13 protein-coding genes are annotated in these 13105 nt (G+C 66.0%); 7 read left to right on the forward strand and 6 right to left on the reverse strand.

All coding sequences use genetic code 11. The features are described 5' to 3' along the window. Window positions 1-72 precede the first annotated feature (72 nt). From CAG46_RS09620 to CAG46_RS09640, 5 genes are all read right to left on the reverse strand, one after another. Window positions 73-1125, reverse strand: coding sequence for a DUF1615 domain-containing protein (locus CAG46_RS09620; protein ID WP_085615165.1), 1053 nt, complete (start codon window positions 1123-1125; stop codon window positions 73-75). A 26-nt stretch (window positions 1126-1151) separates the two neighbouring features. Then, window positions 1152-1703, reverse strand: coding sequence for a hydrolase (locus CAG46_RS09625; RefSeq protein ID WP_025338669.1), 552 nt, complete (start codon window positions 1701-1703; stop codon window positions 1152-1154). Between the two features lie 57 nt (window positions 1704-1760). Further along, window positions 1761-2480, reverse strand: coding sequence for a thioesterase II family protein (locus CAG46_RS09630; RefSeq protein ID WP_085615163.1), 720 nt, complete (start codon window positions 2478-2480; stop codon window positions 1761-1763). Beyond that, on the reverse strand, window positions 2477-2698 hold the full coding sequence (locus tag CAG46_RS09635; protein ID WP_003256222.1) for an MbtH family protein: 222 nt from the start codon (window positions 2696-2698) through the stop codon (window positions 2477-2479). The genes CAG46_RS09630 and CAG46_RS09635 overlap by 4 nt, the downstream gene beginning before the upstream one ends. A 258-nt stretch (window positions 2699-2956) precedes the next feature. Next, window positions 2957-3358, reverse strand: coding sequence for a hypothetical protein (locus CAG46_RS09640; RefSeq protein ID WP_025338667.1), 402 nt, complete (start codon window positions 3356-3358; stop codon window positions 2957-2959). 263 nt (window positions 3359-3621) lie between these two features. Here CAG46_RS09640 and purU point away from each other — a divergent pair, with 263 nt between their 5' ends. Genes purU through CAG46_RS09670 form a run of 6 tightly spaced genes read left to right on the forward strand, consistent with a single transcriptional unit; the run spans window position 3622 to window position 10446 of the window. Next, the gene (purU, locus tag CAG46_RS09645) at window positions 3622-4488 is read left to right on the forward strand and encodes a formyltetrahydrofolate deformylase (RefSeq protein ID WP_013973142.1); all 867 of its coding nucleotides are present in this window, start codon (window positions 3622-3624) and stop codon (window positions 4486-4488) included. Beyond that, entirely contained in the window at window positions 4485-5396 is a 912-nt protein-coding gene (gene folD / locus CAG46_RS09650) for a bifunctional methylenetetrahydrofolate dehydrogenase/methenyltetrahydrofolate cyclohydrolase FolD (RefSeq protein ID WP_085615161.1), read from the forward strand. The genes purU and folD overlap by 4 nt, the downstream gene beginning before the upstream one ends. Then, a complete protein-coding gene (locus tag CAG46_RS09655) occupies window positions 5378-6619 on the forward strand; it encodes an FAD-dependent oxidoreductase (RefSeq protein ID WP_013973144.1) in 1242 nt (413 codons plus the stop codon). Before folD ends, CAG46_RS09655 begins: the two co-directional genes overlap by 19 nt. 12 nt (window positions 6620-6631) lie before the next feature. Further along, window positions 6632-6937 carry a sarcosine oxidase subunit delta gene (locus CAG46_RS09660; protein ID WP_075044863.1) on the forward strand — a complete coding sequence of 102 codons (306 nt, stop codon included), beginning with the start codon at window positions 6632-6634 and terminating at the stop codon, window positions 6935-6937. Continuing rightward, complete coding sequence (locus CAG46_RS09665; RefSeq protein WP_085615159.1) at window positions 6934-9837, forward strand: 2Fe-2S iron-sulfur cluster-binding protein; 2904 nt, start codon at window positions 6934-6936, stop codon at window positions 9835-9837. Before CAG46_RS09660 ends, CAG46_RS09665 begins: the two co-directional genes overlap by 4 nt. A 3-nt stretch (window positions 9838-9840) precedes the next feature. After that, a complete protein-coding gene (locus tag CAG46_RS09670) occupies window positions 9841-10446 on the forward strand; it encodes a sarcosine oxidase (protein ID WP_085615156.1) in 606 nt (201 codons plus the stop codon). 588 nt (window positions 10447-11034) lie between these two features. On the opposite strand, the gene CAG46_RS09685 is transcribed toward CAG46_RS09670, so the two are convergent. Then, window positions 11035-11919 (reverse strand): LysR family transcriptional regulator, encoded by an 885-nt coding sequence (locus tag CAG46_RS09685; protein WP_085615154.1) that lies wholly within the window; start codon window positions 11917-11919, stop codon window positions 11035-11037. Window positions 11920-12064: 145 nt separating this feature from the next. Here CAG46_RS09685 and CAG46_RS09690 point away from each other — a divergent pair, with 145 nt between their 5' ends. Then, window positions 12065-13084, forward strand: a complete 1020-nt coding sequence (locus CAG46_RS09690; protein ID WP_085615152.1) for an alpha/beta hydrolase — start codon at window positions 12065-12067, stop codon at window positions 13082-13084. Window positions 13085-13105 lie beyond the last annotated feature (21 nt).

Consider the following 13105-nt stretch of genomic DNA (forward strand, 5'->3'; position numbering starts at 1 on the left):
CTTGGGGCTGCTGCGCAGCCCATCGCGACACAAGGCCGCTCCTACAGACCGCGCTCGACAGCCAGGCCACCATTAACGCTTCATGCACCGCTGATAACGCTCATCCACCCGCCCGGCAAACCACGCCGTGGTCAGCTTGCGGGTGATCTTCGGGCTTTTCAGCTGAATCCCCGGCAGCACCGCCCGTGGCACCGGCTTGCCGGCCGCGGCATCTGCCAGGGCAAACACCCCGCTGTACAGCTTGCTGTCCTCGAAGGCCAAGCTATCGCCCTCCTCCAGCTGGCTGCGGATCTGCGGGTTGCGCAGGCCCAGCTTCCCTCCCAGTTTGCGCGCCGCCTTTTCCGTGGTTCCGGGCATGATCGAGCCCGGCGCCACCAGGTCGCCGTCCAGCGCCAGCGTCACCCCCGTCGCCTTGCTCAGTGCCGCCTGAAATGCCGCATTGCGGCTGGCGTACCAGCCCGCGTTGAAATCGGCAAAGCGGTACAGCTGGCGATCGTAGTTGGCCGAATAGCCCAGCAAGTGGGCGATACCGAAATACATGCCGCCGCGCCGGGTGAACACTTCCTGGCGAATGCTTCCGTCGTGGCTGTAGGGGTAATCCCGCGCATGCTTTTCGGCAAAGTCGATGCTGACCTGCATCGGCCCACCGGTATGCACCGGGTTCAGCCCGCCCAGCAAGGTCTTGCCCAGCGGCACGCGAGCGATGACTTCGTCATACAGTTCGCTCAACTGCTTCTCGCTGCGCACGGCCTGCAAACGTTGCTGGTAGCTCTTGCCATTACCCGACGGCGTCTTCAGTGCACCATCGACCAGCAGCTTGGGGATGTGCAGGCGTGCGGCGCGGCGGTCGATTTCCTCCCGGGCGATACGCCCCAGGTTGGGCACCTGCGGGTCGGCATTGAAGGTCGATTCCTGTTCGGTCACCGCCAGCACCGCACACAGGTTGCTCTTGCTGGGGGCAATACGCTGGGCCTCGAACGCCACCTGAATGTCCCGGGCCCAGCCCTCACGGTCCTTGGCCTGGGCGGGCAACAGCCGCAGCAGTTGGGCGCGGACCTTGGCCGGGTCCGCCTCGGGTGCTTCCTCACGGCGCCCGGCGCAGCCTTGCAGCAGCGCCAGGGCCATCAACCCGGCAGCCAGTAACCGGCCGTTCAGGGCTGTTCACCGACCAGGTAGGTCTTGCTGATGTGCCGGAACAGCGGGTGGCCGGCACTGCCCATAAGCTCGAACAAAACCATTTCGCGGGTCACCACCTGCGCCCCCGCAGCCCGCATGCGCGCCAGCCCTGCGGCCTTGCTCGCCGGGGTACGGCTGTCGCAGGCATCCTCGACCACGAACACCTGCTTGCCCAGCGCCAGCAGGCCGAGCACGGTCTGCAGCACACACACGTGGGTTTCCATGCCACAGACAATCACTTGCTCGCGCGCCATCAAACTCGCTGGCAGGCACTCGGCGGCCACGCAGGAAAAATGGCTTTTCTCCACCACCTCGGCGGCCGGCGCTGCGGCCAGCAGTTCGGCCAGGGTATGGCCCAGGCCCTTGGGGTACTGCTCGGAAATCACCGTCGGCAGTTCCAGCTCGTTCGTCGCCGCCAGCAACCAGCGGGCCCGCGCGCGGGTGCCTTCAGGGTCGCTCATGGCGCCGATGAGTTTTTCCTGGATGTCGACGACCAGCAGCGTGGCCTTGTGGGGATCGATCAGCATTGTCTGCCTCTTGCCTGGGAAAAGGCCTAGCCTCCCCCAGGCAAGCGGTGACGTCAATCAGGCGGACAGCCGAAGCGGTTCCAGCGACGCGGTCAGCGCAGCGAGCACCCGGTCCTCATGCTCATGGATGAAGAAGTGGCCGCCAGGGAACATCTGCAGCGAGAACGCCCCGTGGGTTTCCTTGCGCCAGGCCTGCAACTGCTCGTCACTGGCGCGGTCCTGCATGCCGCCCAACACGTGCAGCGGGCACTGCAAGGCCGGCCGCTGGCGGTAGGCGTAGGTACCACACAGCAGGAAGTCCGCGCGCAGGGTGGGCAAGGTCAGGCTCATCAGCTCGGCGTTGGCCAGCACTTCCTCGGACGTGCCCTGAAGCTCGCGCAACTCGCCGATCAACTCGGCGTCGCTTTTCGGCTCGCGCCAGTTCTTGCCGTCGTAGTCCTCGCGGCGGGTCGGCGCTGCGGTACCGCAGGCGAACAGGGCCAGTGGCGCCGGGCAGCCCAGCGCCTGCAACTCATGGGCAAGTTCAAATGCCAGCAAGGCGCCCAGGCTATGGCCGAGTAGCGCGTAGGGGGTGCTGGCCGCCAGGCGCTGTTCGGCGGCCAATTGCCGGGCCAGGGCCTGCATGTCGGTGTGCAGTGGCTCGGTCATGCGCGCACCACGCCCGGGCAGTTCCACCGGGCGTACCTGCAGCCACGTCGGCAGCTTGCGCCGCCAGCGGCTGTAGACCATGGCGCTGGCCCCGGAATACGGCAGGCACAGCAGGTTCAATGCAGTCACTGGGCGGCGGCTTCGGCCATTTTCTGGCGCAGGCTCAGCGGGCGCATGTCGGTCCAGACCTCATCGATGTAGGCCAGGCAGTCCTTCTTCAGGCCGCTCTTGCCTACGGCACGCCAGCCGTTGGGGATGGCTTTGTAGTCGGGCCAGATCGAGTATTGCTCTTCGTGGTTGACCACTACCTGGAACTGGATATCGTCGCGGTCGAAAACGGAAGTCATTGCCTGTCTCCTTGAGTGATGAATGCCGCTGCGCGCCTGGCGCAGGGGGGCTTTCAAGTAGACGTAGCGTGCGGCGAAAAAATTAGTGGGGCTGACGCGGTCCTTGTAGGAGCGGCCTTGTGTCGCGATCGGGCGCGCAGCGGCCGTAATCCAGGCGACCCAGACCTGCCAGGAAGACCGGGGTTGCAGGCTTTGCGGCCGCTGCGCGCCCGATCGCGACACAAGGCCGCTCCTACAAGGACCGCGCCGCGCAGGTCTTCAGGTATCCCGCAACAGGTCGTGGGTATCGAGCAAGCGGAAGGCCACCTGCGGGTTGCGCTCCAGCCCACGGCGGATCGCCGCCGGGATCGACTGCCGGGTCTTGCGGCACAGCCCGGGCTGGTCGTCCAGTTCGATGACGATGCCACGCATGGTCCGCACTTCGTTGAAACCAGGGGCGATGTGCACGCGGATGCCCAGGTTTTCGTACATCCGTTGCTGCAGGCGTTGCAGGTCTTCCAGGTCCTTGAGGTTTTCCAGGCGGTCGAGCAGGCGCTTTTCTTCCTGGCGGGTCAGCAGGAGGATGCGCTGGGCTGTCTGCGGGTGGTCGGCCAGGTGTTCGCGGCCACAAATGCAGGCGCCAGGTGGGCAGGGTTGGCGCAGGGATGGAGAACTGGTCATGGGGCAAGCATAGCCAGTTTTTGTGCCGCCTGTGCGGGCCCTATTGCCGGCAAGCCGGCTCCCACAGGAGCCACGATGGCGTTAAAAAACTTTCCTGTCAGGATAAAAAATTTCACAAATCTCTAGACCGCCACCCCTCACTTCGCCTATAAATCGCCAAAAGGAAATTTATATTCCTACCAAGAAACATCACTTCGCCTCTCGCGAAGCCTCTTTTGCCCTTGTGCCCGACCTGCCCCACTCCATCACGAGGCCTATCCGACATGCACCCCGCTCCCGATCACTTCATCCTGCGCGTCAGCTGCCCGGCCGTGTCCGGCATCGTCGCCGCGGTGACCACCTACCTGGCCGAGCACGGTTGCTACATCAGCGAGATGGCGCAGTTCGACGACGAGGACAACGGGCGCTTCTTCATGCGCGCGGTGTTCCGCTACAACACCGGTGTCACGGGTGACACACCGCAGCTGGAAGCCGGCTTTGCCGATGTCGCCCAGCGCTTCGACATGCAGTGGAGCCTGCACAGCAGTGCCCGACCGATGCGCGTGCTGCTGATGGTGAGCAAGTTCGACCACTGTCTGTCCGACCTGCTGTACCGCCATGCCAAGGGCGAGCTGGACATGCAGATCACCGCCGTGGTCTCCAATCACCTGGACCTGCGCCCGATGGCCGAGCGCCAAGGCATCCGTTTCGTCTACCTGCCGGTCAGCAAGGACACCAAGGCCGAACAGGAAGCCGCGCTGCTGCGCATCGTCGAGGACACCGGCACCGAACTGGTGGTGCTGGCGCGCTACATGCAGATCCTCTCCGACGACCTGTGCCGCCAGCTGTCGGGCCGGGCGATCAACATCCACCATTCGTTCCTGCCCGGTTTCAAAGGCGCCAAGCCCTACCACCAGGCCTACCAGCGCGGGGTGAAGCTGATCGGCGCCACCGCCCACTACGTCACCAGCGACCTCGACGAAGGCCCGATCATCGAGCAGGAAGTGCAGCGCGTGGACCATGCCTACGCACCGGACGACCTGGTGGCCATCGGCCGCGACACCGAGACCATCGCCCTGTCCCGCGCCGTGAAATACCACCTTGAGCACCGGGTGTTCCTGAACCACGACCGCACGGTGATCTTCAAATGAACGCCATTCCCGGTATCAAGCTGATCGACGGCAAGGCCACCGCGGCGCGGGTGCTGGCCGAGGTACGCGAGCAGGTGCAGGAACTGCGCCAGGGCGGTGTGCAGCCGGGCCTGGCGGTGGTGCTGGTCGGCGCCGACGCTGCCAGCCAGGTTTACGTGCGCAACAAGGTGCTGCGCGCTGAAGAGGTGGGCATCCGCTCGCTGGAGCATCGCCTGCCCGCCAACACCAGCCAGGCCGAGCTGCTGGCCTTGATCGACCGCCTCAACCGCGCCCCCGAGGTCAACGGCATCCTCGTGCAATTGCCGTTGCCGGCCCATATCGACGAACACCGCATTCTCCAGGCGATCAGCCCACTGAAGGATGTGGACGGTTTCCACAGCGAGAACGTCGGCGGCCTGGCCCAGGGCCGCGATGTGCTCACCCCGTGCACGCCCAGCGGCTGCATGCGCCTGCTGCGCGATGCCTGTGGCGAGCTGCGCGGCAAGCATGCGGTAGTGGTCGGCCGCTCGAACATCGTCGGCAAGCCCATGGCCGCCCTGCTGGTGCAGGCCGACTGCACGGTGACCGTGGTGCACTCGCGCAGCCGCGACCTGCCGGCGTTGTGCCGCCAGGCCGACATCCTGGTGGCCGCAGTGGGCAAGCCGCGGCTGATCGGTGCCGACTGGCTCAAGCCCGGCGCGGTGGTGATCGATGTCGGTATCAACCGCATCGACGAAGGCGGCCACAGCCGCCTGGTCGGCGATGTCGACTTCGCCGCCGCACTGCCCCAGGTGGCCGGCATCACCCCGGTGCCCGGCGGGGTCGGCCCGATGACCATCGCCTACCTGATGAAAAACACCCTGCTCGCCCTCGACCTGCAACAACAGGCCGCCCACCAGGAGCGCACCCCATGCCTTTCGCCCTGCTGAAATACGGCCTGAGCGCCGACTACCCGGTGGAGGTCGACCTGCCACCACCCTGCGAACTCAAGCCACGCTATGACGTGGTGATCATCGGCGGCGGCGGCCACGGCGTGGCCATCGCCTACTACCTGGCCAAGTACCACGGCATCACCAATGTCGCCGTGCTGGAAAAGGCCTATCTCGGTGGCGGCAACACTGCACGCAACACTGCGGTGATCCGCTCCAACTACCTCACCAGTGAGGGTGTGCGCTTCTACGCAGAATCGGTGCGCATGTTCCAGAACCTGTCGAACGAGTTCGACTTCAACATCATGTATTCCGAGCGCGGCCAGCTCACCCTGGCGCATACCGACGCCACCGTGCGCGCCTTCCGCCAGCGCGCCGAGGTCAACAAGCACTTCGGTGGCCGCACGGAAATGATCGACCGCCAGCAGATCCGCGAACTGGTGCCCAGCCTGAACCTGGACCCGGGGCACCTGCCGGTGCTGGCCGGCCTGTGGCACATCGACGGCGCCACCGCGCGCCACGACGCAGTGGCCTGGGGCTACGCCAAGCAGGCGGCCAAGCGCGGCGTCGAGATCCACCAGCTGACCGAAGTGCAGGACCTGCTGATCCGCAACGGGCGCATCGAGGCGGTGAAGACCAACCGTGGCACCGTGCAGTGCGGTTGCGTGGTGCAGGCCGTGGCCGGGGCCAGTTCGCTGCTGATGGCCAAGGCCGGCATCCGTGCGCCGATCCATACCTACCCGCTCCAGGCCATGGTCACCCAGCCGTTCAAGCCGTTCCTCGATCCGCTGGTCAGCTCGTCGGCGCTGCACTGCTACGTGCAGCAGACCAGCCGTGGCGAGATCGTCTTTGGCGGCGGCTCCGACCCCTACCCGCTGTACAACACCCGCTCCACCCTCGACCTCAAGGAAAGCCTGCTGGCCCACGCCATCGAGATGTTCCCGTTCATGGCCAACGCCAAGCTGATGCGCCAATGGGCCGGGATCACCGACATGACACCGGACTACAGCCCGATCATGGGCCTGTCGCCGGTGCACAACTATTACCTGGACGCCGGCTGGGGCACCTGGGGTTTCAAGGCCACGCCGATCTGCGGCAAGACCATGGCCGAGCTGGTCGCCAGTGGCGGCAAGGTGCCGGAACTGATCGCACCCTTTGCCCTGGAGCGCTTCAGCCGCTTCCAGCAAGTCAACGAAATGGGCGCCACCGCGGCCAGCCACTAAGGAGCGACGACGATGAAGATCCTGACCTGCCCCTTGAACGGCCCGCGCAATATCAGCGAGTTCACCTACGGCGGCGAATTCAGGCACATGCCCGACCCGGCCAGCTGCAGCGACGCCGAATGGGCCGACTATGTGTTCAACAGCGACAACCTGGCCGGGGTGGTGACCGAGTGGTGGCTGCACAACGCCTCCAGCTACTGGTTCCTCGCCGAACGCCACACCGTGAGCGACCAGGTGCTGCGCACCTTCGACCCGAAAGAACTGTTCGACCGCCGTGTCGACTTCACCCCCGCCGCCACCCCGGAGATTGCCGGATGAACAGCCACACTCGCCTCCCCGCGCCCATGGGCCTGCTGATCGACCGCGAGCGGCCCCTGCACTTCCAGTTCGACGGCCAGGCCTGCCAGGGCTTTGCCGGTGACAGCATCGCCAGCGCCTTGCTCGGCAGCGGCCGCTGGTTGCTGTCGCGCTCGTTCAAGTACCACCGCCCGCGCGGCCCGCTGAGCATGGCCGGGCAGGATGCCAACACCCTGGTGCAGCTGTCGGACGAGCCCAATGTGCTGGCCGACCTGGAAGCCGCCCGCGATGGCCAGGTGGTCGAAGGGCAGAACTTCAACGGTGGCCTGGCGCACGACCGCGATGCCTACCTGGGCAAGTTTTCGCGCTTCATGCCGGTGGGCTTCTATTACCGCTCGTTCTACAAGCCCAAGGGCATGTGGAAGGTGTGGGAGCCGCTGATCCGCAAGAAGGCTGGCCTCGGCGTGCTCGACCTCGGGTTCAAGCCGCAGTACTACGACAAGGCCTATCTGTTCGTCGATCTGGCCGTCATCGGCGCTGGCCCGGCGGGCCTGCGTGCCGCACTGGACGCGGCCAATGCCGGGGCCAAGGTGTTGCTGATCGAACAACAGCCGGTGCTTGGCGGCTCGCTCACCTACGCCCGGTTCGACATTGCCGGCACCCGCGCCACCGGCCTGCGCCAGGAACTGCTGGCTGCCGTCGATGGCCACCCGAACATCCAGGTGCTGCTGGAAGCCACCTGCAACGGCTGGTTCACCGACAACTACCTGCCGGTGATCCAGCACAAACGCCTGTACAAGGTGCGCGCCAGCCGCTGCCTGGTGGCGGCCGGTGCGTTCGACCAGCCAGTGGTGTTCCGCAACAACGACCTGCCGGGGGTCATGCTGACCAGCGCCGCGCAGCGGCTGATGAAGCTGTACGCGGTCAAGCCGGGCCAGCGTGCGGTAATCCTCACCGGCCACGATGACGGCTACCTCGCCGCCCTCGACCTGCAGGAGCAAGGCGTGGCCGTGGCCGCGGTGGTCGACATGCGCGCCGCGCCAGCCGATGCCGCAGTGGCCGCCGAACTGAAGCGCCGCGATATACCCGTGCACCTGGGCAGCACCGTGTACGAAGCCCTGCACGAAGCGGGCATGCGCCACGTGAGTGGCGTGGATATTCGCCCGATCACCGGCCAGGGCAAGGTCGGCCCGCATGGCCTGCGCCTGGCCTGCGACCTGCTGTGCATGTCGGCAGGCTACATGCCGGTGTACCAGTTGCTGTGCCAGGCTGGCGGCAAGCTGGCCTACGATGTGAACCGCGACGAATTCGCCATCAGCAACCTGCCGGCCGGGCTGGATATCGCCGGCTCGGTGAACGGCCGTCACGCACTGGGCAATGTGCTGGCCGACGCCACTCGCGGGGCTGCCGATGCGCTGGCAGCGCTGGGCCTGGAAGCGCCGGTGCAGCCCGTGTTCAGTGCCGAAGCCAAGGTCAACTTCCCCTGGCCGATCTTCCCCCACCCCAAGGGCAAGGATTTCGTCGACTTCGACGAAGACCTGCAAGTGCGCGACATCGTCAACGCCACCCGCAGCGGCTACCGCGACGTGCAGCTGGTCAAGCGTTTCTCCACGGTCGGCATGGGCCCGTCCCAGGGCCGCCACTCGGCGCTGCCGACCGCCCGCCTGGTGGCCCATGCCACCGGGCGCAGCATCAGCGAAACCGGGGTGACTACCGCCCGCCCACCGTTCCAGGCGGAAAAACTGGCCCACATCGCCGGCCGCGCCTTCGACCCGTACCGGCAAACACCAATGCATCGCCGCCACCTGGAAGCCGGGGCGAAGATGATGCCGGCCGGCCTCTGGCAGCGCCCGGCCTATTATGGCAAGCCCGAGGAACGCGAACGCTGCATGCAGGAGGAAGCCCGCCATGTGCGCGAGAAGGTCGGCCTGATCGACGTTTCCACCCTCGGTGGCCTGGATGTGCGCGGCCCCGACGCCGCCGAACTGCTGGAGCGCCTTTACACCTTCGGCTTCGCCAAGCTGGCCATCGGCCGCACCCGCTACGCGCTGATGACCAACGAGCACGGCGTGGTGATCGATGACGGCGTGTGCGCCCGGCTGGGCGAGCAGCACTTCTACGTCACCGCCACCACCAGCGGCGTCGACCGCATCTACCAGCAGATGCTGAAGTGGAACGCGCAATGGCGCCTGGATGTGGACGTCACCAACGTCACCGCCGCCCTGGCCGCGGTCAACCTGGCCGGGCCGCTGGCACGCCAGGTGCTGGCCAAGGTATGTGACGATGTGGACCTGTCGGCCGAGGCCTTCCCTTACCTCGGCGTACGCCAGGGCACAGTGGCCGGTATTGCCGCGCGCATCCTGCGGGTGGGCTTTGTGGGTGAACTGGGCTACGAAGTGCACGTGCCGGCGCGCCACGCCGAGCGCCTGTGGGATGCCTTGATGCAGGCCGGCGCGGGGTTGGGCATTCGCCCGTTCGGCGTCGAGACCCAGCGGCTGCTGCGCCTGGAAAAAGGCCACGTGATCATCAGCCAGGACACCGACGGCATGACCCACCCGGCGGAGATCGACATGCAGTGGGCCATCGGCCGCAAGAAGGCATTCTTCGTCGGCAAGCGCTCGATCGAGATCCTCGAAGCGCAGCCGCTCAAGCGCAAACTGGTCGGCTTCACCCTGCCCAAGGGCAGCCCGCAGCCGCTGGAGGGGCATCTGGTGCTGGACGGGGCGGACATCAGCGGCAACGTCACATCCTGCGAATACTCGCAAACCCTGGGGCAGATCATCGGCCTGGCATACGCCGGTGCCCATCAGGCCACGCCTGGCATGCACATCCCGATCCGCGTTGAGGGCGGCGTGATGGTCAATGCCAAGGTGGTGCCCCTGCCGTTCCACGATCCCGACAACCTGCGCCAGGAGCTCTGAGCCATGACCAGTTTGCAAGCCGAAGCTTTTATTCCACGCAGCCCGCGGGCCGAGCTGTTGCACAACTGCGCGTTGACTGACCTGACCGATCTGGCACGGGTCGGGTTTCGTGGGGGCGACAGTGCCGCTTGCCTGCAGGCGCGTGGCTACCGCTTGCCATCGCTACCCAACCAGGCCGTGCGCCAGCAAGACGGTGGCTGGGTAGCGCGCTTGTCGCAGACCGAGTACCTGCTGTTGGGCAGCCTGGCGGACGGCGGTGCACGGGTGGCTGCCGAAGAGGCCGGGTGGGTGCAGGATACCCGGCGCAACTACCTGCTGCCGCGCCAGGACAGCCATGCCTGGCTGCAGCTGTCGGGGGAGTATTGCAGCGCGGTGATGGCCAAGTTGTGCGGGGTGGACTTGCGCGCCCAGGCGTTTCCCGTTGGGGCGGTGGCGCAGACCTCGGCGGCGCGGATCAACGTGATCGTGCTGAATGTGGGGAGCGATGAGAGGCCGGCGTTGCAGTTGCTGTTTGATCGGGCGTCGCTGGCGTATTTCCGTGAAGCGGTGCTGGATGCCATGGATGAGTTCGATGGTGGGTGGGTCGGGGTGGATGAACTGATGCATTGACCTGCACCGGCCTCTTCGCGGGTAAACCCGCTCCCACAGGGGCATCACAAGGCTTGGGTGCTGCGGCATACCTGTGGGAGCGGGTTCACCCGCGAAGAAGCCAGCGCGGTGGCTGGCACCGGCTGCGCCGGTGTTCGCGGGCACGCCCGCTCCCACAGGGCCATCACTGGGCTGGGGGCTGCGGGGTACCTGTGGGAGCGGGTTCACCCGCGAAGAAGCCAACGCGGTGGCTGGCACCGGCTGCGCCGGTGTTCGCGGGCACGCCCGCTCCCACAGGGTCATCACTGGGCTGGGGGCTGCGGGGTACCTGTGGGAGCGGGTTCACCCGCGAAGAAGCCAACGCGGTGACTGGCACCGGCTGCGCCGGTGTTCGCGGGCACGCTCCCACAGGCTCATCACAAGGCTTGGGTGCTGCGGGGTACCTGTGGGAGCGGGTTCACCCGCGAAGAAGCCAGCGCGGTGGCTGGCACCGGCTGCGCCGGTGTTCGCGGGCATGCCCGCTCCCACAGGGTCATCACAAGGCTTGGGGGCTGTGGAGTACCTGTGGGAGCGGGCGTGCCCGCGAAGAAGCTCACTCGGTACCGAAGGTCAGAGCTGCACCAACCGATCGCGCAGGAAGTTCACAAAACCCTGCACCGGCCGCGCCACCTGTCGGTGCTGCGGGTACACCGCCGACAGCTGCAGCGCCGGCGGTCGCCACTCATCCAGCACCGTCACCAGCCGCCCATCCGCCAGTGCCTGGCCCACGATGAAGGTTGGCAGATAAGTCACCCCCATCCCGGCAATCGCCGCATCCCTGAGCAGCTCGCCATTGTTCGCCCGCATCCGCCCGGCCACCTGGATCGCCTGTGCCTTGCCGCCCTGGCTGAACTGCCACTGCACCTGCCGCGAATGCCCATATGGCAGACAATCATGCCCAGCCAACTGCTCCGGCCTGGCCGGCACGCCCCGCGCTTCCAGGTACGCCGGGCTCGCGCAATACACCCGCTCGACACTGGCAATGCGCCGCGCAATCAGGCTGGAGTCCTCCAGCGCACCAATCCGTAGCGCCAGGTCATAGCCCTCGCCGATCAGGTCAACGGCGCGGTCGCTCAAGTCCACTTCCACATCCACCTGCGGGTGCAACTGCAGGAACTCGGTCAGCAGGCAGCCCAGGTGCGCCATGGCGAACGACAGCGGCGCACTCAGGCGCAAGGTGCCACGCAAGGCCTGGGCCTGGCCGCTGATGTCGTGCTCCACCTGCTGCACTTCGCCGAGCAGGCGCAGCGCCGACTGGTAGTAGTGCTGGCCCAGCGGCGTGGCGTCCAGGCGCCGGGTGGAGCGATTGAGCAGGCGCACGCCCAGGCGCTCCTCCAGCTGCATCAGGCGCCGGCTGACCGATTGCTTGGACATCCCCAGGCGGTCGGCCGCAGCGGTGAAACTGCCGGCTTCCATGACCTGGGCAAAGATGCGCATGTCTTCGTAAGGGTTCATTGTCTCGCTCTTGGTGACAGTCAAACGCTTTATAGCGGCTTTTTCCCATCAGCGCATCTCCCTAATCTACGCACAAGTCGCAGCGATGGCCCTGAAGGCCAGGCAAGACGCCCACTACCAACATTCAACAGAAAAGGATTCGCTCATGAACATTGTCCACAAAACCCTTACCGCTTCCCTTCTGGCCCTGTCCGTTTCCAACGCCTTCGCTGCTGGCAGCCCGGGTGTCGAACAGCACACCCAGGCCTTCCTCGAAGCCCTCGAACAAGGCGGCGGCAAGCCACTGGAGCAGCTCAGCCCGAAAGACGCCCGCGCGGTGCTGACCGGTGCCCAGGCCTCGGTCAAGGTCGATCTCTCGGGTATCGAGGTAAAGGAACGCACCATCCAGGCCAACGGCGAGTCGATCAAACTGCAAGTGGTGCGCCCGGCCAACGTGAAGGGTGACCTGCCGGTGTTCATGTTCTTCCACGGTGGCGGCTGGGTGCTCGGCGATTTCCCGACCCACCAGCGGCTGATCCGCGACCTGGTGGTTGGCTCTGGCGCAGTGGCGGTCTATGTGGACTACACCCCGTCGCCGGAAGCGCATTACCCGACGGCGATCAACCAGGCCTACGCTGCCACCCAATGGGTGGCCGAGCATGGCAAGGAAATTGGCGTGGACGGCAAGCGCCTGGCCGTGGCCGGCAACAGCGTCGGCGGCAACATGGCGGCAGTAGTTGCCTTGAAAGCCAAAGAGGCCGGCACCCCAGCCCTGCGCTTCCAGCTGCTGCTGTGGCCGGTGACCGATGCCAGCTTCGAGACTGCGTCGTACAAGCAGTTTGCCGAGGGGCACTTCCTCACCACCGGGATGATGAAGTGGTTCTGGGACAACTACACCACCGACGCCAAGGCACGGGCGCAGATCTACGCTTCGCCGCTGCGGGCCAGCAGTGAACAGCTGAAAGGCTTGCCACCTGCGCTGGTGCAGACAGCCGAGTTCGATGTGCTGCGTGACGAAGGTGAGGCTTATGCCCGCAAGCTGAATGCTGCCGGGGTGACCGTTACCTCGATGCGGTACAACGGCATGATCCATGACTACGGCTTGCTCAACCCGCTGAGCCAGGTGCCGGCTGTAAAGGCGGCGATGCGCCAGGCGGGCACCGAACTTAAAGTGCACCTGCAGTAAATCGATGACCAGAAGACCCGC

Source organism: Pseudomonas sp. B23(2017), from assembly GCF_002113725.1.
GTDB classification, from domain to species: domain Bacteria; phylum Pseudomonadota; class Gammaproteobacteria; order Pseudomonadales; family Pseudomonadaceae; genus Aquipseudomonas; species Aquipseudomonas putida_Z.

Excerpts from the sequence above, each read along its gene's own strand:
- CAG46_RS09685 (WP_085615154.1), bottom strand. The coding sequence starts at position 11,919 with ATGAACCCTTACGAAGACATGCGCATCTTTGCCCAGGTCATGGAAGCC.
- purU (WP_013973142.1), top strand. The coding sequence starts at position 3,622 with ATGCACCCCGCTCCCGATCACTTCATCCTGCGCGTCAGCTGCCCGGCC.
- CAG46_RS09635 (WP_003256222.1), bottom strand. The coding sequence starts at position 2,698 with ATGACTTCCGTTTTCGACCGCGACGATATCCAGTTCCAGGTAGTGGTC.
- CAG46_RS09640 (WP_025338667.1), bottom strand. The coding sequence starts at position 3,358 with ATGACCAGTTCTCCATCCCTGCGCCAACCCTGCCCACCTGGCGCCTGC.
- CAG46_RS09690 (WP_085615152.1), top strand. The coding sequence starts at position 12,065 with ATGAACATTGTCCACAAAACCCTTACCGCTTCCCTTCTGGCCCTGTCC.
- CAG46_RS09620 (WP_085615165.1), bottom strand. The coding sequence starts at position 1,125 with ATGGCCCTGGCGCTGCTGCAAGGCTGCGCCGGGCGCCGTGAGGAAGCA.
- CAG46_RS09625 (WP_025338669.1), bottom strand. The coding sequence starts at position 1,703 with ATGCTGATCGATCCCCACAAGGCCACGCTGCTGGTCGTCGACATCCAG.
- CAG46_RS09655 (WP_013973144.1), top strand. The coding sequence starts at position 5,378 with ATGCCTTTCGCCCTGCTGAAATACGGCCTGAGCGCCGACTACCCGGTG.
- CAG46_RS09660 (WP_075044863.1), top strand. The coding sequence starts at position 6,632 with ATGAAGATCCTGACCTGCCCCTTGAACGGCCCGCGCAATATCAGCGAG.
- CAG46_RS09665 (WP_085615159.1), top strand. The coding sequence starts at position 6,934 with ATGAACAGCCACACTCGCCTCCCCGCGCCCATGGGCCTGCTGATCGAC.
- CAG46_RS09670 (WP_085615156.1), top strand. The coding sequence starts at position 9,841 with ATGACCAGTTTGCAAGCCGAAGCTTTTATTCCACGCAGCCCGCGGGCC.
- folD (WP_085615161.1), top strand. The coding sequence starts at position 4,485 with ATGAACGCCATTCCCGGTATCAAGCTGATCGACGGCAAGGCCACCGCG.